This is a genomic window from Pseudomonas sp. RT6P73 (genome assembly GCF_054897715.1).
In genome coordinates this window covers 1,834,514-1,854,361 of the sequence record NZ_JBUBUV010000002.1, presented here as the reverse complement: position 1 = coordinate 1,854,361, position 19,848 = coordinate 1,834,514, and the positions used below count along the sequence as shown (strand labels likewise).

Sequence of the window (19,848 nt, the reverse complement as noted above, 5' to 3'; positions counted from 1 at the left end):
CGGAAATTCCACAGGCGACAAACACCTGTGGCGAGGGAGCTTGCTCCCGCTGGGCTGCGCAGCAGCCCCAAAAAAGGCACCGCTGCACAGCTCACCGAGTTACCGAGTTACCGAGTTACCGAGTTACCGACTACCTGGACAAATCAATCTTATCCAACACCCGGTTCGCCGTGATCTCCGCCGTCATGATGCTGTTGGAAATACCCAGCAGGGCATAACGCGACTCACCCTCCAGATGATCCACCAACTGATGAACCATCACATCGACCGAGGCCAGCGTCTCGACCAGATAAACCGCCAAGGTTTCGGCCGTGGCCTCGGGGTCCACGGAAAACAGGGTACTGCGTGTTCGCGGGGTGGCTTTGATATCGGCATTCGACGGAAAGTGGAAGTCGAGGGCGCGTTCGGCAGCCTCATTGAGCTTCTTTGAATCGGGTTCGTACGGGGATGCCGGATCGTTGTCCGGCGGGTTTGGCGTAACCTTGAACATTGGCTCTAACCTCATCTAAGAGTGAGGCTGCAACCGGTTCGCGACTAAACGAATGGAGGCAGCTGTGCACAGGTTAGTCGACCGATGAGCCAAGAAATCGGCGCGCCCGAAAGCGCCCTGCGCACAGCCACCATCAGGAGCAGGGATGGGGATTCCCGACTGACAGAGACATCGTGCGACTTGACTACAACGGGCGACTAAACCCGACCACTGATGAGCAGTGGCAGGGAAACGATAGAGTCCGAGGTCAAACCGCACAAGCCGGCGGATTCTGGCGTAGCCGTAGGCAACGGCGCAAGGTTTTGTAGCTTTCAGGACGTAACCCTGAGCACTTTTAAACAAGTACACATTCACGATGTTGAATGGCCTGACAAGCACGTCCTGCAACGCTAAAAATGCCACTGAATCAAAGTGCCATCCATTGCTTCCCTCCACCCTGAGTGTCACCCTGCGCGCGTTAATCAGGGATCAAGTCCAAGGAATCAAGGATGAGCGGCTACGTACCCAACCCGCCTAAAAACTACCGTTACGACGAAGCCAAGCCAGTCGACATTCACGCTCAGCGCTGGGCTGAATACGAAAAACACGGCAAAGCCCCCGCACCTACGCCACAAAAAACGGGCATTGCCTTACGCATTGGCGTCTTCTTCGATGGCACCGGCAATAACGCCAACAACGTCGAAGCGGGTCTGCTTTGCGGTGCCCATCACCCCATTGCGCCAAAAGATATCAATGCCAGTTGCAAACCGTTCATGAGTGATCCGGACAGCAGCTATGGCAACGACACTAGCAATGTGAAAAAGCTGAGCGATCTGTATACCGTGACTCAACAAGCAGAGGGCGAAGGGCCGCAAAAAATGGCCTCCCGAGTCGTTTACGTTGAAGGCATCGGCACCCAGTCGGGGGAAAAAGACAGTGTCGTGGGTGCAGGCGCCGGGCGCGGCGAGACCGGCGTTGCAGGACGAGTTCAGTCCTCGTTTGCACTGATCAAGCAGCGCATCAATGAAGTGTTGGTCGATAACCCAGACAGTGAAATCACCTCACTGACGTTCGATACATTTGGCTTTAGCCGCGGTGCCGCAGCCGCTCGGCATTTCGCCAATGAAATCGTGCGTGGCAAGCAAGGTCCTTTAGGAGACGTCCTACGCGGCAATCCCAAAGCCTTTGGTTCGACTTTCATTGACCAATACAAAAGCAGCATCAATATGGGCTTTATCGGCCTGTTCGATACCGTGCCATCGATTGCTGGCTGGTCCAACCTGGGGAATATCAAAAGCCCCATCGCAACAGGCATCAAACTCTACCTCGATCGTCGTTTTTTCACCGACGTCGTCCAGCTGGTAGCGCGTGACGAATGCCGAGCCAACTTTGCCCTCAGCCGAATCAAACCCGATTTCGCAGAGATCACGGTCCCCGGCGTCCATTCAGATATTGGCGGCGGTTACCTCGAGGAGGCGCAAGAGTGCGTGCTCGTCAGTCCGATGCAAGCGCTTGACGTATCAATCAATACCGATGTCACCACCACGTCCATTTACCGCGATGCGGCGAGGGTAAAAAGCCAATGGGTATCTAACGGCTGGCCTACCCGGTTACTGGAAATTGTGACGCCCGCAGCCTTCGAATTACCCCATGGCCCACAAGACCGACTCAGTCCAGGACAAAAGCGAGTTTATGCCGCGTTGCAGCTGAAGCGTCCGGTGAACGGCAAGCTTTCGAGGGTTTACCTGCGCGTGATGCATCACTTGGCGAAAGAAAAAGGTGTTCGCTTTGACGACATCCCGGATTCGTCCGAGCTGGCTATACCACAAGAGCTTCAGGCCCTGTGTGACCGGTTTGTCGGTGGCAACTACAGCACCACACCGCAAGAAGAACAGTTACTTAAACTGAAGTTCATCCACACGTCTGCCAACTGGAACCATCCACTGGGTAGAAACGACGGTAGCGGTCTCAGGGCTGTTTACATTAATGCCCCCACGCAGGACGCAATCCGCGTTCAACATCCTCATGTACCGGACTGGACGCTTTGGTAATGAAACGACTCATCACGTTACTAGGCCTTCTATTCATTGCCGGCTGCCAAGCTGCGGAACCGCTATCAGCAAAGAATGACCCTAGGTCTCAATGGTGGGAGCTCGATTTCGTCGAACCCCACTACATGAAAGTATGGGTGGAGGACAGCTCCGTTGAAGATATCAACGGCAAGCGGTTTGACCACACCGGTAAAGGGTCAGCATCAGGCGGTCAACCAGAGGACGGCACAGAGTCCGCCAAAGGGTGGCGAGGCGTAGGCGGTTCCGGCAAAGCGGTGGTCGGCGCTGATCTCCCCAAACGTATATTCGTACGCTGGCAATCCATCGTAGAACCACAGACCTATAAAGTCTGGATAGACGTACCTGAGCAAGCCAGACAACTGATGCATTCGTCCGTTACGCGACGTTGCCCGGCCACCCCAGAACAAGAGGCCCGGTACATGGCGTCTATCCATATAGGCATGGCTCCCGGCGGGGTCGTGAAGGTTTGGGTAAGAGATTCCTGCCATCGTCCCGTCGAGGTGGCTCAAGCCAAAGCAGAAATTGAGCCTTTAGGCCCAGACCAAGGCAAGAATGAAGGCCGATATGCGTATCCGGTGAGTGTGAAGTCCAAGCTTTATATTGAGAAGTTTGGAATTCCTTACGGCAGCTGGTGACCAACATATGGTTGAAATTTTGGGGGATCGCAGCTGCGCGGGCGTATGAGGTATGAACAGTGGCGCGCCGCGTAAATAGTTGTGGAGGTAAATTACCTCAATTGAGTCAACCCGCCTCTCCCACGCCCTTCTGAAACCGCGCCCGATACCGCCCCGGGCTCTCCCCCGTCCACTTCTTGAACGCCCGATGAAACGCACTCGGCTCCTGAAAACCCAGCTGCTCGGCAATGTCGCTGATACTCGCCCGGCTCTCACGCAACTGCTCAAACGCCACGCCGCGCCGCACTTCATCCTTGATCTCCTGATACGAACACCCTTCCCGCTCCAGCTTGCGGCGAAAGGTGCTCGGGCTCAGGTGCTGCTCGAGGGCGAACGCCTGCAAGGTCGGCCATTGGCTGTAATGGCTGTTGCGCAGGCGCTGATGGACTTGCGACGCCAGGCCATGCTGGTTGCGAAAGCGGATCACCAGCCATTGCGGTGCCGTGCGCAGGAACACTTTCAGTGACGCCAGGTCCTGGACCACCGGGAGGCGCAGGTAGTGGCTGGCGAATTCGATTTCGGTGCGTTCGGCGCCGAAGGTCAGGTTGGGGCCCCAGAGCAATAGGTCGTCGCTGAGGGAAACGCGCTCATGGCGAAAGTCCGCGCGGTCGATGGGGATGCGCCGCCCGCCGAGCCAGCACAGCAGGCTGATCATCAGCACCAGGAACGTCTCTTCACCAAAACGGCTGGCGTCTTCGTTTTGCGCGTGGGTGTCGAGGCTGATGATTGCGCGTTTGCCGCGCACCGTCAGCGTGCCGCGAAAGTCGCGCAGGAAGAGCGCGAAGTTAGCCAGGCACTGGCGCATGGCTTTGTGCAGGTCGGGTTCCTGAATCAATGCGCGGCAGATCAGCGCGAAGCTGCCGGGGGGCATGCCGTGGGAGTCGAGTCGGAAAAACTCGTCGTCAAGCGTGCGGATCTGAATCAGCCACAGCGCGGCAAACGCACTCGCCGGCACTCGCGCGGTCGGCTGCTCGATCAATGCTGGGTCGATGCCCGCCTCTTCCAGCGCAGCGCGCGAGCGCTGCGGATTGTCCCCATGCCCATGGATCATCGCCTGCACGAAGTAGGCCGCCACCGAGTCCTTTTCCCGCATTTGAACGCTTCTCTCCCCATCGCCCGAATGGCAAAAAACACCAGCACCGTTGAACAGTTGCGGCATAGGACAACCGCCCTGCCGGTTCTAGACTCGCGGCCAATAGTACGCCTTCGGCCGTTACGGCGGCCAAGGTATCGCAAGGTTGATCGGAAGGACGGGTACATGAATCTGCAAAACATTGGCGTGATCGGCGCGGGCACCATGGGCAACGGCATTGCGCAAGTCTGTGCATTGGCCGGCTTCAACGTGACCTTGCTCGACATCTCCGACAGCGCCCTGCAAAAGGCGCTGACCACCGTCGGCAAGAACCTCGACCGGCAGATTGCCAAGGAAACCCTGACCGAAGCGCAAAAGCTCGACGCCCTCGCCAGGATCCGCACCAGCACCGAGTACAGCAGCCTGCAGAACGTGCAACTGGTGATTGAAGCCGCCACCGAAAACCTCGACCTGAAACTGCGCGTGCTGCAACAGATTGCCGCGCAGGTCAGCGCCGAGTGCGTGATCGCCTCCAACACTTCGTCATTGTCGATTACCCAACTCGCCGCCAGCGTCAGCCAGCCTGAGCGTTTCATCGGCCTGCACTTCTTCAACCCGGTGCCGTTGATGGGCCTGATCGAAGTGATCCGCGGCCTGCAAACCAGCGACGCAACCCACGCCCTGGCGCTGGAGATGGCCACCACCCTCGGCAAAACCGCGATCACCGCCGGCAACCGCCCGGGTTTTGTGGTCAACCGGATTCTGGTGCCGATGATCAATGAAGCGATTCTGGTGTTCCAGGAAGGCCTGGCCAGCGCCGAAGACATCGACGCCGGCATGCGCCTGGGCTGCAACCAACCGATCGGCCCGTTGGCATTGGCCGACCTGATCGGTCTGGACACCGTACTGGCGATTCTCGAAGCGTTCTACGACGGTTTCAACGACAGCAAATACCGCCCCGCTCCGCTGCTCAAGGAAATGGTCGCCGCCGGCTACCTGGGACGCAAGACAGGACGTGGCTTCCATGCCTATGCCTGAGCGTTGTTCACGCTTCGCCGAGTACCGGGACAAAGTGCTGGAGTTGTTCGCCAGCAAGGGCTTCGGGCAGGTCGGCATGCGTGAGCTGGCAACGTGCCTGGGGCTGTCCCCGGGCTCGTTGTATTACCACTTCCCGAGCAAGCAGCACTTGCTGCTCGACCTGATCGAGGAGTTCTACGAAGAACTGCTGTCGACCCTCGGGCGCATCGATCAAAAGGCTTCGGCCAAACGCGACAAACTGCCAAACCTGATCCGCGCACACTTGAATCTGCACCGGGAAATGCCCTGGCATTTTCGCCTGGCCGAGCGCGACAGCGGCTGCTTGAACGAAGAGCAACAAGCGCGCGTTCGCCAGTTGCGCGAGCAATACGAACGCAAGTTGCTGAAGATGCTCGGCGCCCCGTCCCGTCTCGGCGAACAGGGTTTGATGGCCGCCGGACACGCCATCGCCAACTTGCTCAACAGCGCGCCCGGCTGGCTGGCGCAGCATCCGCTGGAGGAAGCGCAGCGTGATGAGCTGCTGGAAAACATGGTGACCGGTGCTGTCGAACGCTTGCTGCGCCCATCACCTGCCGCCCGTGCAGTGGCCTGAGGACAGCGTTACTTCAGTGCCAACGCTAACCACTCCGGTTAGGCCTTCGCCGCATCACTGCCGGACTTTTCTATATACGTGCCTACGGCCGTGGATGGTCGACCGCGAAAAAATTGTGACCTGAAGTGAACGTACATTGCCATACGACCTAACCTCCTACATTCTCCCTCTAAGCCAGAAAGCCGCGAGCGAGCTCCATTCCCCTGCTTCGTCAGCTTGATGACTTGCCAAGAAAATCCACCCCTCAACTGCAGGCAGAAGCCAACGGATCAGGGGATTTACTTAATAATGAAGGTTGCTGATCAAAAGTCTGGCGACAAGGGAAGCGTAGAAAAGGATGTCGATCTCAAATCTGGAAGTCTTGGACATTCCACTGGGACTTTTCCTACAGGGGGACCCCGTCGATGATCCGGACATCAAGGGTCAGCACCCGCTGTTCTACGGGACAATCAGTGGACTGAAGGGATACAAACGCGACCTTCATGCCTATGTAAAATTCCTTCCAGCGGAGCGCTTGTTCGCAGAAACGATGAGCGCCACAATCGGACGGTATTTTGGCCTCCCAATACCCCTCACCGCATTAGTCATCGCAAGAGGCGAGTCACTCGGGCGAGGACCAGGCAAGTGCATTGCCCTCGCCAGCATCGATACACATGCCATTCCTGTCAGTCGAGCTATCAAATTCGATAAAGTCTCGCACCTCCTGAACAAATGGTCTCATCTTCACGCAGCAATCGTATTTGACGAGCTAGTCGCCAACACGGATAGGAATCTGCGGAATTTGCTCGTCGGTGCCGACGGTGCCATCTGGCTGATTGACCATGAAGAAGCCTTAGCTTCACCCGTGTCCCAAGCCGGAAAAAACATCCAGAATCGCTTGCTGCAAATGGTGATCGGTGAGGTCACCGTTTTCGAGCGTCACCTGTCTGCCAAAAAGCTCAAGAACAGCTCGGCCCCCATATACGACGCAGATTTCCGAAAATATGCGGCAGCTAGCCAGCCGGAGTATTGCCAGGTATCTATTGAGCACGTTAACCGGGTGGTGGAATTCCTTGAGTCCCGAGTCCATCATATGGGCGTGCTAATGGATAGCGCACTTGGTGTAAAACAAAACAGTTTGGCGATCTAACAAGATGCTTCCAGATCTTTCTGATTTTCCAAGTTTTCCAGAGTATGAGGCCGATTGGGCTCCCATTTACCTTGAGCCCATCGTCCAATCGGGAGAGCGCCTGACAATCGCGGTTGTTGCGAAATCGAGCACCGGCGTCGACGGTTGCCTGGCCATTAGTGAAAAAGCATTAAAGTGCCTGTATGGAGCGTCTGCGACAGGAATGCGGCAAATGATGGAGATGGCTCTTAACAGAGCCCTTGAGTTTGCAGAGAAAGGCTTTGAGGGTAGTTTTTCAGCTGGTATCCACGGGGTGTCTGTTGGGAAAATTCGAAAGGGTCTAGGTATGAACATGAAGCATATTCTTCAGCAGGCGTGCAGCCTCACATCAAGCCTCTCCTCAGTTCATTCCGACGCGATTGAAGAAGAAGATGCTGAAGACGATCCGATCGTTTACGAACAGAATCTGGGTCAGCTTCGCTCCGACATACAAGAGCGTGTCCTTGGAATATTGCCGAGGCTACGGGACCGATTCAACCTTCCACTCCACACCCAAGCGATGCAGGGATCCCGAGGCAGTTTATTTTTTTCCGGGAACAAAATGGTCGCTAGCCTGGCAAAAATAAAACCCTCCAAGCAGATTAGCCGTCATGTAGATGGCGCAAAGAGTCGCTTGTGGGATCTCCACTTTGTGAAACACAAAATCGCCGATGCGCCTCAAGACAAATGCACCCTTTTCATCTGGACGCCAAAGTCACTTGATCGATTCGATCGAGCGCTAATTACCGAATATGAGCAAAGTCTCGAAGATCTTCAGCGCCAAAGCTTGGAGGACGGAATTGAGTCCCGTGTGTTTTTTGGAGCCGAGGAAGCGGCCAAAGCAATCATCGACTATGAGTGTGCTGCTTAATCAATTATTGAAAACCACAAAATAGGCAAACCATCAGTTTAGCTACCCCTCCGGGCATGTTATTGCCACAGTCGCAATAGCTAGTCCGTTGGGCAGACGCAGCATGCATGCGGCTGCCGAGAGCGTGTAGTACTGTTGGAAATGCTTAGTCTTCGGCGTCCTCACGCATCAATGAAGCAATAAGCCCCGCCCCTCCCATAGAAAAACCGTCTAAACAAATCCTGCACAACCCCGCATCTAACGCTTTGCTACTTGGAGTCAGTTCATAGGCCAATGGGGGCCTCCAGTCCCTCGGTTACCGGGAGCAAAATATGAAAATCAATCCCTACCTCATCTTCAACGGCGACTGTAAAGCCGCCTTCACCTTCTATGCGCAAGCCCTGCAAGGTCAGATCGAAATGATGATGACCTTCGGCGAAAGCCCGGCGCGCGAGCACTTTCCCGCGGATCTGCACAACCTGATCATCCATACCCGTCTGGCGGTGGGGGATCAGGCGCTCATGGGGTCAGACACCACACCGGATCGCCCGACTGATGACATGAGCGGGTGTTCGGTGTCGCTGAATGTCGACAGCATTGCCGAGGCGGAGCGCGTTTTCGGCGCCTTGTCGGAAGACGGCACCGTGCAAATGCCACTGGATAAGACCTTCTGGGCGGCCCGCTTCGGGATGCTGGTGGACCGCTTTGGTGTGTCGTGGATGGTCAACTGCGAAAAGGATCAGTGACCTTTCAGGCATGAAATAGCCCGACCTGAAAGGGCTGGGCTTTCTGGAAACTCCCGGACCGTCTGCTACCGTCAACAGGCCACCCCGCATTGCAGCGGCTCCTTCGGAGGAAACCCACATGCCTGCTCATGACGCGCTCTGGTCCACCCGTTTGAAATTGTCACTGCTGGCGGCCGGGTTCGCCGCCACCCTGCTTGGGCTCAGTGGTTGCGCCTCCGTTGACGCGCGGACCACCGCTTATGTGGGCGTCGAGCATCCCGCGCCGACGCTGGCCAGCGAAGTCGTGGTATTGCGTACCGAACCGCTTCGTCCGCACATCCGATTGGGTGAAGTGCTGATCGATGCGAGTGTCGACCCAGCGCCGCCCATCACCGAGGTAGAAGCAAAACTGCGGGATGAGTCGGCCAAGCTCGGTGGCGATGCCGTGGTAGTGGTCTACGACCATATCCAGCCGGTGGGTGCCTATGTCAACGGGCCGCTGTGGGCTCGCGATGTCCGGACTATTGAAGGGCGCAAACTTAAAGGGATCGTGATCAAGTATCGGTAGATCAAGAGATCGCAGCCTCGTTTCACTCGACAGCTGCTACAGGGAACACGCATTTCTATGTAGCAGCTTTCGAGTGAAACGAGGCTGCGATCTAGGCGCCGCGCCTACCCCTTCACACACACCACCTGACGCAAGGTGTGCAGCACTTCCACCAGCTCGCGCTGGGCATGCATGACGTGGTCGATGTCTTTGTAGGCCATCGGAATTTCATCGATCACCGACGCATCCTTGCGACATTCGACGTGGGCGGTGGCGCGGATCTGGTCGGCGACGGTGAACAGGCTTTTCGCCTTGGTGCGGCTCATCACGCGGCCGGCGCCGTGACTGCAGGAGCAGAACGATTGTTCATTGCCGAGCCCGCGAACGATGAAACTCTTCGCGCCCATCGATCCAGGAATGATCCCCAACTCGCCCTTCTGCGCCGACACCGCGCCCTTGCGGGTGACCAGAATATCCTGACCGAAATGCCGCTCTTTCTGCACGTAGTTGTGGTGGCAATTCACCGCTTCCAGGGCGACTTCGAACGGCTTGCTGATCACTTTGCGTGTCGCCTGAATCACCGCTTGCATCATCAACGCACGGTTCTGTCTGGCGAAATCCTGGGCCCAGTCGACAGCTTCGACGTAATCATCGAAATGCCGGCTGCCTTCCTCGAAGTAGGCCAGGTCACGGTCTGGCAGATTGGCGATGTGCTGGCGCATGTCGGCCTGAGCCAGTTGAATGAACAGGTTGCCGATGGCGTTGCCGACCCCGCGTGAACCGCTGTGAAGCATGAACCAGACCCGGTTGGTTTCATCCAGGCACACCTCGATGAAGTGGTTACCGCTGCCCAACGTGCCCAAGTGTCCGCGATTGTTGGTATTGGCAAGTTTCGGGTACTTGTCGGTGATCGCCTTGAACCGTGGGTTCAGCGCAGCCCACGCCTGATCGGCCTGTTTCGGAACGCTGTACCAGGCACCTTTATCCCTCATACCACGACCCACGGTGCGGCCATGGGGCACCGCTTTTTCGATCGCGCAGCGCAAACCATGCAGGTTGTCCGGCAAATCAGCGGCAGTCAGCGACGTACGCGCAGCGATCATGCCGCAGCCAATGTCCACACCGACGGCGGCCGGAATGATCGCGCCTACGGTAGGAATCACGCTGCCGATGGTCGAGCCCTTGCCCAGGTGCACGTCGGGCATCACCGCCAGGTGTTTGAAGATGAACGGCATCTTCGCGGTGTTAATCAATTGCTGCCTGGCTTCGTTTTCTACCGGAACGCCTTCGGTCCAGAGTTTGATCGGTTTGCCGTTGGCGACTTCCAGCAGTTGGTAGCTCTGCTTTTGCATGATGTCCGGTCTTTTCTCAACTGCCTGCACCGCCATGTGCTTCCTCGAAGAAGTAATCTTTCCAGCTGTCAGCCTTGTTTTTCAGCACGCCGAGCGCCTGCAGTTGCTCGGCGTAGATAAAGGTGCGCTGTGGCACCACGGTAAAGTCGATTTCGGGGTCGGCGACAATTTTCTCTACCAATGGCAAGGATAGTTTCGATTGCTCCACACGGATATAGATCTGCGCTGCCGCCGGCTTATCGGCCTTGATGATTTTCTCGGCCTCGGCCAGCGCCACGTAGAACGCCTTGTAGGTTTTCGGGTTTTCGTCGTGGAATTTCTCGGTGGTGTACAGCACGTTAAACGTGGCCTGACCACCCAATACGTCGTAGGAACTCAGCACCTTGTGCACGTTGGGACTCTGCAATTCCTGGTACTGAAACGGTGGGCTGGAAAAATGTGAGTTGATCTCCGAACCGCCCGCAATCAACGCCGACGTCGCATCCGGGTGCGCGAGGCTGATCGAGATGTCGTCAAACTTCTTGAAGTTTTCAGCGCCGAACTGCTTGGCCGTTTCGATCTGCAACGTGCGCGACTGGAAACCTACACGCGCCGCCGGTACGGCGATACGGTCCTTTTCAGTGAAGTCCTTGAGGCTCTTCACATTCGGATTATTGGTCAGCAGGTAGTTGGGCATCGAACCCAGCGACGCGATGGCCTTGACGTTTTGCTTGCCCTTGGTCCGGTCCCAGATCGTCAGCATCGGCGGCACGCCTGCCGACACCACATCCAGCGCACCGGCCAGCAGCGCCTCGTTCATCGCTGTGGCACCGGAGATGCTGTTCCAGTCGACCTTGATGTCGAGCCCCTGCTCCTTGCCATGTTTCTCGATGAGCTGCTGATCGCGCACCACATCCAGAATCAGGTAACCGATGCCAAATTGCTGCGCAATGCTGATTTTGCCTTCGGCCTGAACGCCGCCGCTGAGTAACGCACTCATCGCCGCCACGGAGGCTGCCAACAGGGTCAACGGGGAGCGCTTGAAAGGAGTCGCCATGAAAACCTCAACGTGATGGGTACACAGAACCTGTGGGAGCGAGGCTTGCCCGCGAAGAACGATGACGCGCAATACCTGAAAAACCGCGGTGCATTCTTCGCGGGCAAGCCACGCTCCCACAGGATTTTCGTCGTTACCGGCATTAGCCGAGGCGCAGATGTTGAATTTCGAACGGGCTCTTCAGAGCTTGGCGATCGACACCTCGGTGGATTTGACGAAGGCAATCACCTCGCTGCCCACTTTCAATTCAAGGTCGCGCACCGAGCGGGTGGTAATCACCGAGGTGACAATGCCGGACGCGGTTTGCACGTCGATTTCGGACACCACTTCGCCCTGCACTATTTCCTTGATGACGCCTTTGAACTGGTTGCGAACGTTGATCGCTTTGATGGTCATGTTGAGGCTTCCTGTCTGGTGTCGGACACATCCGCATGGATGCGCAGGCCTTCAAAGTGCACCACCTGGAGAAGCAACAAAAGGAATATATAATTATCTATTTATATCTTTATAGAATATTAAGAGCTCAGCGCAGGCTCTCCCAATCCTGGATTTATGCTGCTCACCTTCTCGATCCCCTGGCCCGGCAATGCGTGCACGGCTTGACAGCGAAGGCGTGCTTGAGGACGCCTTCGCCTGCAAGCCTGGCTCCAACGAAGTGCGAGTGCAAAACGCCCAACTAATCTGTATTAGCCGAGCGTTTTGATGCCTGCCTGGACGATCAGCAGGTGCAGCATGGTCCGCTGCAACCATTCGTCGTATAGGAAAACCCGGCGCGCAAAAGGCGGCCCTGTCTGGCGTAGGGATTGCACAAGCCGGTCTTGGCAGCCGCAGAACGACGTAATTCTGACGCGGCAGCAACTCTAATTAACGCTTGGTCAGTCCCCCCGGAGATGTAACGTGTCAACTCTCAATGAAATCGCAGCGAACCACGCGAGAAAAATGGCTATGGCAAAAGCAGCAGAGTCGACCGGGCTGAGTGAGCGACACCTTCAAATCGTCGGTAGCGTCGAAATCCGCACTCCTGATGAGCAATCGCACGTTCCTCTGCATTTCATCGCCGTGGCGCAGGACAACCTCCTCGCCCAGGTGGCTGGTTACTAACGCTGCCCCTGACGAACAAAACCCGGCCCAATTGCCGGGTTTTTCTTTATGTCTTCGTGATCAACCCGAAGCCCTGCCACCAAGCCTTGCCCACGATTTGCGCCGACGCGGCCTAAACTCAACTGACCACCAGCTCGCCGGCGATTGGCGGATGAGGCACTGCCATGTTCGAAGTTTCAGAGTTGACGCGCGTAAAGCGCTTCGCCGCAAACACCGCTGGCCGAGATTTCGCCGTTGGTGACATTCATGGCCACTTCACTCGGTTGCAGGCTGCGCTGGATGCAGCCAGGTTCAACCGCTTGGTCGATCGCCTGTTCAGCGTTGGCGATCTGGTTGACCGCGGGCCCGAATGCCGTGATGCGCTCGATTGGCTGGACAAGCCATGGTTTCACGCAGTGTGCGGCAACCATGACGACTACGTGGTTCACTTCGATACCTGCGACGTCGATAGCTGGATCTACAACGGCGGCTTATGGTTCACGGAGCTATCGCTTTCCGAGCAAAAAGAATTCGCGGCGAAGTTCTCCGAGCTGCCTATCGCAATCGAAGTTAACACGGCACATGGCCTGATTGGCATCGTGCATGCCGATTGCCCATTTGCATCATGGCAGCAACTGCGAGAGGAACTGGAATCGCCAGAGAGCAGCCTGCGCCTGATGCAGGTTCAGCACCGCTGCATGTGGTCACGAAGCCGACTCGATCAATGGGAGATGCATGGCGTTGAGGGCCTGCGTGCATTGATCGTTGGGCATACACCGATACGTAAACCGGTCAGGCTTGGCAATGTGATTCATATCGACACCACTGGCTGGAAGCCTGATGTGGGTTACTTCACTCTTTTGAATCTTGAAACGCTTGAAGCTGCGACTTGACGTTTTTTTGTCAACTCAGGTATCTCGGCCTTTATGAGAGATGAGTAGATCGCCAGTTGCATGGCCAGGACGAAGAAGACGTAGCGAGGCTGATAGGTCTTTTTCATACCTACCGCTCGTCCTGACATGGGCACGTTTACTCTCCGCGGTCTTCCAATGCATACATTCACTCGCACAGCAGGCGCAAACGATGAACAGCAAAATTGCCGCTCTCATGCTCGCTGGACTACTGTCGATCTGCTCGCTCTACTCGATCGCGGCCGAGAAGAATACGGAAGACGCTACCATCCCCCCGAGTGCTCTTCCGGGACTTAACCAAGGGGGTGAGTCCAACAAGGAAAAGGCTGACAAAAAGGGCGAGGAAGCTGCGGGGTCTAATTCTGGTGCGGAGTCGAAGGAAATGGAAAAAGACGCCGCTACTTCAAGTGACTCGGGGGATGGAGGGACGAAGCCGAAACAGTAACGGTGAGCCCTCATGCGGGTTTTGCGCAAGACTGAAACAAGAAAGGCAGCCAGTATTCACCCGCGTGCGCCCTCATAAAACTGGCTCAGCGCTATTAGCTCAAACACAGCGACCATCACACAGAATGCGACAAATCCCCGCGTGAAATCCCTACGAGGTTTTTCGTAAGGCTGAATATCAGCGAGGCCGTCGAAAAGGTCTGACAAAAGTTCAAGTAGCCACATCAGTTATTGCCTTCGTTGCCTGTTATCCCAGCCGTCAAAACTCGGTCGCCGGTTGATTCGTCCGTATTAATGGAGTGTCACTACCCTGCGACTTTCGCCAATCCTGATTCGGTCCAGCGCTCGGTTTAGCGAATCCAGGGCATCGAGCAGAGCTTTCGCCTCAACTTCCCGGCCGTCACCCCAAAGGCGTTCTGCCATTTTGTTCAGGGCTTGGATAGAGCGCTCAATTTCAGCGGCAGTCGCTGCTTTGCTTTCCGGCTGTTTCTTAAGCATTGAGTAACCCTTCTGCCGGGCGGTGTTTGCCTTCAGTTGCCAGCTCAAGAGTATCAGCCAGGCGAATACATTTCGATCTGGTCCGTTGAGCTTACAACGCCAACCACGGCTGTCTTTCCGCCCTGGTGCGGCTTATCGCGCTCATCCGCCGGTAGATTGCTATGGCCTCGAAGGCCCCGGAGATTGGAACAGAGACGAAATACTGCTCGTATCGCCAGCATCCATTAACTCGAAAAGATACAGGTTGCTGAGGTTCTTGCATTGCACTAGGCGATCAGCCTCGGTCGTGGGCAGGCTTTTTCACAGACACAAAAAAGCCGATCCATCTGATCGGCTTAAGTGTCTGATTTCACTCAGTAAATATGGTCGGGACGGAGTGATTCGAACACTCGACCCCTAGCACCCCATGCTAGTGCGCTACCGGACTGCGCTACGCCCCGACTAGGCGTGAAACTCGTTCCTCTCCTCGAAGAACGCTCAAGAATATATCCCAAGCTTTTGAAAACTGGAAGTATTCAAACGCAGGAATTTATTTCTTGAGAACAACCAACACATCTTCCAACTCAGCAATCATCTGCCGAATCATCTGCTTGTATTGAGTGGTGTCGTCTTTGGCTTCATCACCGGACAAACGCAGACGCGCACCGCCGATGGTAAACCCTTGATCGTAAAGAAGCGCGCGGATCTGCCGGATCATCAGCACGTCTTGTCGCTGATAATACCGGCGGTTTCCGCGGCGTTTGACGGGGTTGAGTTGAGGAAACTCCTGTTCCCAGTAGCGCAGCACGTGCGGTTTTACCGCACACAGCTCGCTGACTTCACCAATGGTGAAGTAGCGTTTGCCTGGGATGACGGGTAGCTCGTCGTTATGACTTGGTTCCAGCATAAGCCTCAACTCGGGCCTTCAACTTCTGCCCTGGACGAAAGGTGACCACACGGCGAGCCGTGATCGGGATTTCTTCACCCGTTTTCGGATTGCGGCCAGGCCGCTGGCGTTTGTCCCGAAGGTCGAAATTGCCGAAACCGGACAATTTCACTTGTTCGTTGTCTTCAAGAGCGTGCCTGATTTCTTCAAAAAACAGTTCGACCAATTCCTTGGCCTCCCGTTTATTCAGGCCCAGCTCTTCATACAGACGTTCCGCCATTTCAGCTTTCGTCAGAGCCCCCATACGTCACTTCCTTAACGTGGCGTTCAACCTTTGTTCGAGCGAGGTGAGGATGTTTTGCGTCGTGGTATTCACCTCATCGTCATTAAGAGTGCGCGATGGATGCTGCCAGGTCAAGCCGACTGCAAGGCTTTTTCTATCAGGATCAATGCCTTTACCCTGATACACGTCAAATAGCCTGAGGTCTGTGAGCCATTCGCCTGCATTTTCACGGATTACGTCCATTACGGCACTGGCCGCAACATCCGTGGCGGCAATCAGCGCCAAGTCACGACGCACTTCAGGAAAGCGCGATAACTCCTGGAATTTAGGCATTTTCCCCAATGCCACTTCGGCCAGAACCAGCTCGAAGACGAACACCGGACGGTCGAGACCGAGGGTTTTCGATAATTCAGGATGGATAGCGCCGACGAAACCGACCAGGCGACCTTCACGTTCGATGCGCGCGGTTTGACCCGGGTGCAACGCAGGGTGTTTGCCCGGCACGAACGTGAACGAATCAAGTGCTCCGGCAAAGCCCAACACCGCTTCCACGTCGGCTTTGACGTCGAAGAAATCCACGACATCGCGACCTTGAGCCCAGCCTTCCGGCAGACGGCTACCACAAACAACACCTGCCAGCATCGGCTCTTGCTTCAGGCCTTCCAACTGACCGACAAAACGCAGGCCGCTTTCGAACAGACGGACGCGATCCTGTTGACGGTTCAGGTTGTGCTGAAGCGCCTTGACCAGACCGGGCCACAGCGACGAGCGCATGGCCGCCATGTCGTTCGAGATCGGGTTGGCCAGCAGCAGCGGCTCGACTCCCGGATTAAACAACTCGAATTGTTTCGGATCGATGAAGCTGTAGGTGATCGCTTCCTGATAACCACGAGCCACCAACAGGCGACGCAGTTCAGGCAGATCGCTGCGCGCTTCAGCTTTGGCTTGCGGTGCCAGGCGAGCTTGCGGGTAACGAACAGGCAGACGGTTGTAACCGTAAAGACGCGCCAGTTCTTCGATCAGATCGACTTCCAGGCTGATGTCGAAGCGATGGCTTGGCACTTCAACGCGCCACTGCCCTGCCCCATCGGCAGAAATCTTCAGGCCCAGGCCGCTGAGCAGACGCTCGACTTCGGCGGACTCCATTTCCATGCCCAGCATCTGAGTGATGCGCTGTGCACGCAGCGTAACCGGCGCAATCGACGGCAGATGCTGCTCGCTGACGGTTTCGATGATCGGGCCAGCTTCGCCGCCAGTGATTTCCAGCAGCAGGCCAGTGGCGCGCTCCATGGCTTCACGGGCCAGCTGCCAGTCCACGCCACGCTCGTAGCGGTGCGAAGCATCGGTGTGCAGGCCATAGGAGCGTGCCTTGCCAGCGACGGCGATCTGGTCGAAGAACGCACTTTCAAGGAATACGTCGCGAGTGGTCGCGGTGTTGACGCCGCTATGCTCGCCCCCCATGACGCCGGCGATTGCCAAGGCGCGGGTGTGGTCGGCAATCACCAGCGTATCGCTACGCAGGCTGACTTCCTGACCGTCGAGCAGTACCAGCTTCTCGCCTTCTTCGGCCATGCGCACGCGGATGCCGCCATTGATTTCGGCGAGATCGAACGCGTGCAGCGGTTGGCCCAGTTCCAGCATCACGTAGTTGGTGATGTCGACGGCAGCGTCGATGCTACGAACGTCGCCACGACGCAAGCGCTCGACCATCCACAGCGGTGTAGGCTTGGTCAGGTCGACGTTACGGATCACACGGCCCAGGTAACGTGGGCACGCAGCTGGCGCCAGAACTTCGATCGAACGCACTTCATCGTGCACGGCTGGCACGACAGCAACCACCGGACGGGTGACTTCAGCGTCATACAGCGCGCCGACTTCACGAGCCAGACCGGCCAGGGACAAGCAGTCGCCGCGGTTCGGGGTCAGGTCGACCTCGATGCTGGCGTCGTCCAGGCTCAGGTACTCACGAATGTCCAGACCGACCGGCGCATCGGCCGGTAATTCCATCAGGCCGTCGTTGCCTTCGCCGACTTGCAGCTCGGCTTGCGAGCACAGCATGCCGTTGGACTCAACGCCACGCAGCTTGGCTTTCTTGATCTTGAAGTCGCCCGGCAGTTCGGCACCGATCATGGCGAACGGGATCTTCAGGCCCGGGCGCACGTTTGGCGCACCGCACACAACCTGGAAGGTCTCCGAGCCATTGCTGACCTGACAAACGCGCAACTTGTCGGCATCCGGGTGTTGCTCGGTGCTCAGCACTTCGCCCACGACCACGCCGCTGAATTCACCGGCGGCCAGCGTAACGCTATCGACCTCAAGACCGGCCATCGACAGACGAGCAACCAGCTCGTCGCGACTTACCTGCGGGCTTACCCAGCCACGCAGCCATTGTTCACTGAATTTCATCCTGCTCTCCTAAGAATTCGTTACGACTAGCGAAATTGCGCGAGGAACCGCAAGTCGTTGTCGAAGAACAGACGCAAGTCGTTCACGCCGTAACGCAGCATGGCCAGACGCTCAACGCCCATGCCGAAGGCAAAGCCCGAAAACTCTTCCGGATCGATCCCGGACATGCGCAGCACATTCGGGTGAACCATGCCGCAGCCCATCACTTCCAGCCAGCCAGTCTGTTTGCAGACACGGCAGCCTTTACCGCTGCACATCACGCATTCCATATCGACTTCAGCGGACGGCTCGGTGAACGGGAAGTACGAAGGACGGAAACGCACAGCCAGTTCTTTTTCGAAGAACACGCGCAGGAACTCTTCGATAGTCCCTTTGAGGTCGGCGAAATTGATGTCGCGATCGACCAGCAGGCCTTCGACCTGGTGGAACATCGGCGAGTGGGTAATATCGGAGTCGCTACGGTACACACGGCCTGGGCAGACGATGCGGATCGGCGGTTGTTTCGATTCCATGGTGCGGACCTGTACCGGCGAGGTATGGGTGCGCAGCAACATGTTGGCATTGAAATAGAAGGTGTCATGCATCGACCGGGCCGGGTGATGGCCTGGGATGTTGAGCGCTTCGAAGTTGTGGTAATCGTCTTCGACCTCAGGGCCTTCGGCGATGCCGTAGCCGATGTGGGTGAAGAATTGCTCGATTCGTTCCAGAGTGCGGGTGACCGGATGCAAACCACCCGAGGTCTGACCGCGGCCTGGCAGGGTCACGTCAATGGACTCGGCGGAGAGTTTGGCGGCCAGGTCAGCCTCTTCAAACAACGCCTTGCGCGCATTGAGAACCTCTGTGACACGCTCCTTGGCAACGTTGATCAGGGCGCCGACTTGCGGACGCTCTTCTGCCGGCAAATTCCCCAGGGTCTTCATCACCTGAGTCAATTCACCCTTCTTGCCAAGGTAGTGAACCCGGATTTGCTCCAGGGCATTGATATCTTCAGCGCTTTGCACAGCCTCTAGTGCTTGAGAGACGAGCGCATCCAGGTTTTCCATGTACAGACTCCAGATACAAAATAGGGGAAGAGCTTGAAGGCTCTTCCCCTATTTATGACGTTTAACACCTGGCCCCACAGAGGTGAGGCCGGGTGACTGTCGGGGGTACTTAAGCCAAGGTGGCTTTAGCTTTCTCGACAATCGCAGCAAACGCCGCTTTTTCGTTCACTGCCAGATCAGCCAGAACCTTACGGTCGATCTCGATGGACGCTTTCTTCAGGCCGGCGATGAAACGGCTGTAGGACAGACCGTTGATACGTGCACCAGCGTTGATACGAGCGATCCACAGAGCGCGGAACTGACGTTTTTTCTGACGACGGTCACGGTAGGCGTATTGGCCTGCCTTGATTACCGCTTGCTTGGCAACACGGAATACGCGCGAGCGAGCGCCGTAGTAGCCTTTAGCAAGTTTCAGAATTTTTTTGTGACGTTTACGGGCAATTACGCCACGCTTTACACGAGCCATGAGTTACTTCCTCTATTCTTGACTAAAATTAACGAAGGCGCAGCATGCGCTCGACTTTTGCCACGTCACACGGTGCCAGCAAGCTGCTACCGCGCAGTTGACGCTTACGCTTGGTCGACATTTTAGTCAGGATGTGGCTCTTGAAAGCGTGCTTGTGCTTGATACCGTTAGCAGTTTTCAGAAACCGCTTAGCAGCACCACTTTTAGTTTTCATCTTTGGCATGTTCGGTACTCCGCATTCAGTTGATAAACATAATCAGAAGGCCTGCCGTGCCCTA

General features: G+C 56.5%; 23 protein-coding genes and 1 tRNA gene. 11 read left to right on the top strand and 13 right to left on the bottom strand.

What is annotated here, in order from left to right:
• Positions 1–130: 130 nt before the first annotated feature.
• Complete coding sequence (locus tag ACYZT6_RS09110) at positions 131–490, bottom strand: DUF6124 family protein (RefSeq protein WP_462026580.1); 360 nt, start codon at positions 488–490, stop codon at positions 131–133.
• A 488-nt stretch (positions 491–978) separates the two neighbouring features.
• Here ACYZT6_RS09110 and ACYZT6_RS09105 point away from each other — a divergent pair, with 488 nt between their 5' ends.
• Both ACYZT6_RS09105 and ACYZT6_RS09100 read left to right on the top strand, forming a co-directional pair.
• Positions 979–2,520, top strand: a complete 1,542-nt coding sequence (locus ACYZT6_RS09105) for a T6SS phospholipase effector Tle1-like catalytic domain-containing protein (protein ID WP_462026579.1) — start codon at positions 979–981, stop codon at positions 2,518–2,520.
• On the top strand, positions 2,520–3,176 hold the full coding sequence (locus tag ACYZT6_RS09100) for a DUF2931 family protein (protein ID WP_462026578.1): 657 nt from the start codon (positions 2,520–2,522) through the stop codon (positions 3,174–3,176). The genes ACYZT6_RS09105 and ACYZT6_RS09100 overlap by 1 nt, the downstream gene beginning before the upstream one ends.
• A 106-nt stretch (positions 3,177–3,282) precedes the next feature.
• Here the strand turns inward: ACYZT6_RS09100 and ACYZT6_RS09095 are convergent, their stop codons facing one another.
• Positions 3,283–4,308 carry an AraC family transcriptional regulator gene (locus ACYZT6_RS09095; RefSeq protein ID WP_462026577.1) on the bottom strand — a complete coding sequence of 342 codons (1,026 nt, stop codon included), beginning with the start codon at positions 4,306–4,308 and terminating at the stop codon, positions 3,283–3,285.
• A gap of 165 nt (positions 4,309–4,473) precedes the next feature.
• Here ACYZT6_RS09095 and ACYZT6_RS09090 point away from each other — a divergent pair, with 165 nt between their 5' ends.
• The 6 genes from ACYZT6_RS09090 (at position 4,474) to ACYZT6_RS09065 (ending at position 9,207) form a co-directional block, all read left to right on the top strand.
• Positions 4,474–5,325 carry a 3-hydroxybutyryl-CoA dehydrogenase gene (locus tag ACYZT6_RS09090; protein WP_462026576.1) on the top strand — a complete coding sequence of 284 codons (852 nt, stop codon included), beginning with the start codon at positions 4,474–4,476 and terminating at the stop codon, positions 5,323–5,325.
• The gene (locus ACYZT6_RS09085) at positions 5,312–5,917 is read left to right on the top strand and encodes a TetR/AcrR family transcriptional regulator (RefSeq protein WP_462026575.1); all 606 of its coding nucleotides are present in this window, start codon (positions 5,312–5,314) and stop codon (positions 5,915–5,917) included. The genes ACYZT6_RS09090 and ACYZT6_RS09085 overlap by 14 nt, the downstream gene beginning before the upstream one ends.
• A 337-nt stretch (positions 5,918–6,254) precedes the next feature.
• A complete protein-coding gene (locus tag ACYZT6_RS09080) occupies positions 6,255–7,046 on the top strand; it encodes a HipA family kinase (RefSeq protein ID WP_462026574.1) in 792 nt (263 codons plus the stop codon).
• Positions 7,047–7,050: 4 nt separating this feature from the next.
• Entirely contained in the window at positions 7,051–7,935 is an 885-nt protein-coding gene (locus ACYZT6_RS09075) for a hypothetical protein (RefSeq protein WP_462026573.1), read from the top strand.
• Positions 7,936–8,246: 311 nt separating this feature from the next.
• A complete protein-coding gene (locus ACYZT6_RS09070; protein WP_462026572.1) occupies positions 8,247–8,660 on the top strand; it encodes a VOC family protein in 414 nt (137 codons plus the stop codon).
• A 118-nt stretch (positions 8,661–8,778) separates the two neighbouring features.
• Complete coding sequence (locus ACYZT6_RS09065; RefSeq protein WP_462026571.1) at positions 8,779–9,207, top strand: YajG family lipoprotein; 429 nt, start codon at positions 8,779–8,781, stop codon at positions 9,205–9,207.
• A gap of 104 nt (positions 9,208–9,311) precedes the next feature.
• Here ACYZT6_RS09065 and ACYZT6_RS09060 read toward each other — a convergent pair whose 3' ends face one another.
• The 3 genes from ACYZT6_RS09060 to ACYZT6_RS09050 form a co-directional block, all read right to left on the bottom strand.
• A complete protein-coding gene (locus ACYZT6_RS09060) occupies positions 9,312–10,538 on the bottom strand; it encodes an RtcB family protein (RefSeq protein WP_462026570.1) in 1,227 nt (408 codons plus the stop codon).
• A 16-nt stretch (positions 10,539–10,554) separates the two neighbouring features.
• Positions 10,555–11,574 (bottom strand): ABC transporter substrate-binding protein, encoded by a 1,020-nt coding sequence (locus tag ACYZT6_RS09055; protein WP_462026569.1) that lies wholly within the window; start codon positions 11,572–11,574, stop codon positions 10,555–10,557.
• Positions 11,575–11,754: 180 nt separating this feature from the next.
• Positions 11,755–11,970: a TOBE domain-containing protein gene (locus ACYZT6_RS09050; protein ID WP_027921432.1), complete on the bottom strand. Its 216-nt coding sequence runs from the start codon at positions 11,968–11,970 to the stop codon at positions 11,755–11,757.
• A gap of 501 nt (positions 11,971–12,471) precedes the next feature.
• Between ACYZT6_RS09050 and ACYZT6_RS09045 the strand changes: the two genes are divergently transcribed.
• From ACYZT6_RS09045 to ACYZT6_RS09035, 3 genes are all read left to right on the top strand, one after another.
• A complete protein-coding gene (locus ACYZT6_RS09045) occupies positions 12,472–12,675 on the top strand; it encodes a hypothetical protein (RefSeq protein ID WP_462026568.1) in 204 nt (67 codons plus the stop codon).
• A 164-nt stretch (positions 12,676–12,839) separates the two neighbouring features.
• Positions 12,840–13,547 carry a metallophosphoesterase gene (locus ACYZT6_RS09040; protein WP_462026567.1) on the top strand — a complete coding sequence of 236 codons (708 nt, stop codon included), beginning with the start codon at positions 12,840–12,842 and terminating at the stop codon, positions 13,545–13,547.
• 190 nt (positions 13,548–13,737) lie between these two features.
• The gene (locus tag ACYZT6_RS09035) at positions 13,738–14,010 is read left to right on the top strand and encodes a hypothetical protein (protein WP_462026566.1); all 273 of its coding nucleotides are present in this window, start codon (positions 13,738–13,740) and stop codon (positions 14,008–14,010) included.
• Positions 14,011–14,300: 290 nt separating this feature from the next.
• Here the strand turns inward: ACYZT6_RS09035 and ACYZT6_RS09030 are convergent, their stop codons facing one another.
• The 8 genes from ACYZT6_RS09030 to rpmI form a co-directional block, all read right to left on the bottom strand.
• Positions 14,301–14,507 carry a hypothetical protein gene (locus ACYZT6_RS09030; protein WP_462029921.1) on the bottom strand — a complete coding sequence of 69 codons (207 nt, stop codon included), beginning with the start codon at positions 14,505–14,507 and terminating at the stop codon, positions 14,301–14,303.
• 363 nt (positions 14,508–14,870) lie between these two features.
• Positions 14,871–14,947, bottom strand: a tRNA-Pro gene (locus ACYZT6_RS09025).
• Positions 14,948–15,036: 89 nt separating this feature from the next.
• A complete protein-coding gene (locus ACYZT6_RS09020) occupies positions 15,037–15,393 on the bottom strand; it encodes a MerR family transcriptional regulator (protein ID WP_003179985.1) in 357 nt (118 codons plus the stop codon).
• Positions 15,374–15,676, bottom strand: a complete 303-nt coding sequence (ihfA, locus tag ACYZT6_RS09015; protein ID WP_002553164.1) for an integration host factor subunit alpha — start codon at positions 15,674–15,676, stop codon at positions 15,374–15,376. Before ihfA ends, ACYZT6_RS09020 begins: the two co-directional genes overlap by 20 nt.
• Positions 15,677–15,679: 3 nt before the next feature.
• Entirely contained in the window at positions 15,680–18,061 is a 2,382-nt protein-coding gene (pheT, locus tag ACYZT6_RS09010; protein WP_462026565.1) for a phenylalanine--tRNA ligase subunit beta, read from the bottom strand.
• 26 nt (positions 18,062–18,087) lie between these two features.
• Positions 18,088–19,104: a phenylalanine--tRNA ligase subunit alpha gene (gene pheS, locus ACYZT6_RS09005; protein WP_007905876.1), complete on the bottom strand. Its 1,017-nt coding sequence runs from the start codon at positions 19,102–19,104 to the stop codon at positions 18,088–18,090.
• 109 nt (positions 19,105–19,213) lie between these two features.
• Positions 19,214–19,570, bottom strand: coding sequence for a 50S ribosomal protein L20 (rplT, locus tag ACYZT6_RS09000; protein WP_007905879.1), 357 nt, complete (start codon positions 19,568–19,570; stop codon positions 19,214–19,216).
• Positions 19,571–19,598: 28 nt separating this feature from the next.
• Positions 19,599–19,793 carry a 50S ribosomal protein L35 gene (gene rpmI, locus ACYZT6_RS08995; RefSeq protein WP_008145659.1) on the bottom strand — a complete coding sequence of 65 codons (195 nt, stop codon included), beginning with the start codon at positions 19,791–19,793 and terminating at the stop codon, positions 19,599–19,601.
• Positions 19,794–19,848 lie beyond the last annotated feature (55 nt).

What these genes read in the sequence shown, in the direction of transcription:
- ACYZT6_RS09085 (WP_462026575.1), top strand. Translation starts at nt 5,312, where the DNA reads ATGCCTATGCCTGAGCGTTGTTCACGCTTCGCCGAGTACCGGGACAAA.
- pheT (WP_462026565.1), bottom strand. Translation starts at nt 18,061, where the DNA reads ATGAAATTCAGTGAACAATGGCTGCGTGGCTGGGTAAGCCCGCAGGTA.
- pheS (WP_007905876.1), bottom strand. Translation starts at nt 19,104, where the DNA reads ATGGAAAACCTGGATGCGCTCGTCTCTCAAGCACTAGAGGCTGTGCAA.
- ihfA (WP_002553164.1), bottom strand. Translation starts at nt 15,676, where the DNA reads ATGGGGGCTCTGACGAAAGCTGAAATGGCGGAACGTCTGTATGAAGAG.
- ACYZT6_RS09060 (WP_462026570.1), bottom strand. Translation starts at nt 10,538, where the DNA reads ATGCAAAAGCAGAGCTACCAACTGCTGGAAGTCGCCAACGGCAAACCG.
- ACYZT6_RS09040 (WP_462026567.1), top strand. Translation starts at nt 12,840, where the DNA reads ATGTTCGAAGTTTCAGAGTTGACGCGCGTAAAGCGCTTCGCCGCAAAC.
- ACYZT6_RS09100 (WP_462026578.1), top strand. Translation starts at nt 2,520, where the DNA reads ATGAAACGACTCATCACGTTACTAGGCCTTCTATTCATTGCCGGCTGC.
- ACYZT6_RS09110 (WP_462026580.1), bottom strand. Translation starts at nt 490, where the DNA reads ATGTTCAAGGTTACGCCAAACCCGCCGGACAACGATCCGGCATCCCCG.
- ACYZT6_RS09070 (WP_462026572.1), top strand. Translation starts at nt 8,247, where the DNA reads ATGAAAATCAATCCCTACCTCATCTTCAACGGCGACTGTAAAGCCGCC.
- ACYZT6_RS09050 (WP_027921432.1), bottom strand. Translation starts at nt 11,970, where the DNA reads ATGACCATCAAAGCGATCAACGTTCGCAACCAGTTCAAAGGCGTCATC.
- ACYZT6_RS09020 (WP_003179985.1), bottom strand. Translation starts at nt 15,393, where the DNA reads ATGCTGGAACCAAGTCATAACGACGAGCTACCCGTCATCCCAGGCAAA.
- ACYZT6_RS09055 (WP_462026569.1), bottom strand. Translation starts at nt 11,574, where the DNA reads ATGGCGACTCCTTTCAAGCGCTCCCCGTTGACCCTGTTGGCAGCCTCC.
- ACYZT6_RS09035 (WP_462026566.1), top strand. Translation starts at nt 13,738, where the DNA reads ATGAACAGCAAAATTGCCGCTCTCATGCTCGCTGGACTACTGTCGATC.
- ACYZT6_RS09065 (WP_462026571.1), top strand. Translation starts at nt 8,779, where the DNA reads ATGCCTGCTCATGACGCGCTCTGGTCCACCCGTTTGAAATTGTCACTG.
- ACYZT6_RS09080 (WP_462026574.1), top strand. Translation starts at nt 6,255, where the DNA reads ATGTCGATCTCAAATCTGGAAGTCTTGGACATTCCACTGGGACTTTTC.
- ACYZT6_RS09030 (WP_462029921.1), bottom strand. Translation starts at nt 14,507, where the DNA reads ATGCTTAAGAAACAGCCGGAAAGCAAAGCAGCGACTGCCGCTGAAATT.
- rpmI (WP_008145659.1), bottom strand. Translation starts at nt 19,793, where the DNA reads ATGCCAAAGATGAAAACTAAAAGTGGTGCTGCTAAGCGGTTTCTGAAA.
- ACYZT6_RS09095 (WP_462026577.1), bottom strand. Translation starts at nt 4,308, where the DNA reads ATGCGGGAAAAGGACTCGGTGGCGGCCTACTTCGTGCAGGCGATGATC.
- rplT (WP_007905879.1), bottom strand. Translation starts at nt 19,570, where the DNA reads ATGGCTCGTGTAAAGCGTGGCGTAATTGCCCGTAAACGTCACAAAAAA.
- ACYZT6_RS09090 (WP_462026576.1), top strand. Translation starts at nt 4,474, where the DNA reads ATGAATCTGCAAAACATTGGCGTGATCGGCGCGGGCACCATGGGCAAC.
- ACYZT6_RS09105 (WP_462026579.1), top strand. Translation starts at nt 979, where the DNA reads ATGAGCGGCTACGTACCCAACCCGCCTAAAAACTACCGTTACGACGAA.
- ACYZT6_RS09075 (WP_462026573.1), top strand. Translation starts at nt 7,051, where the DNA reads ATGCTTCCAGATCTTTCTGATTTTCCAAGTTTTCCAGAGTATGAGGCC.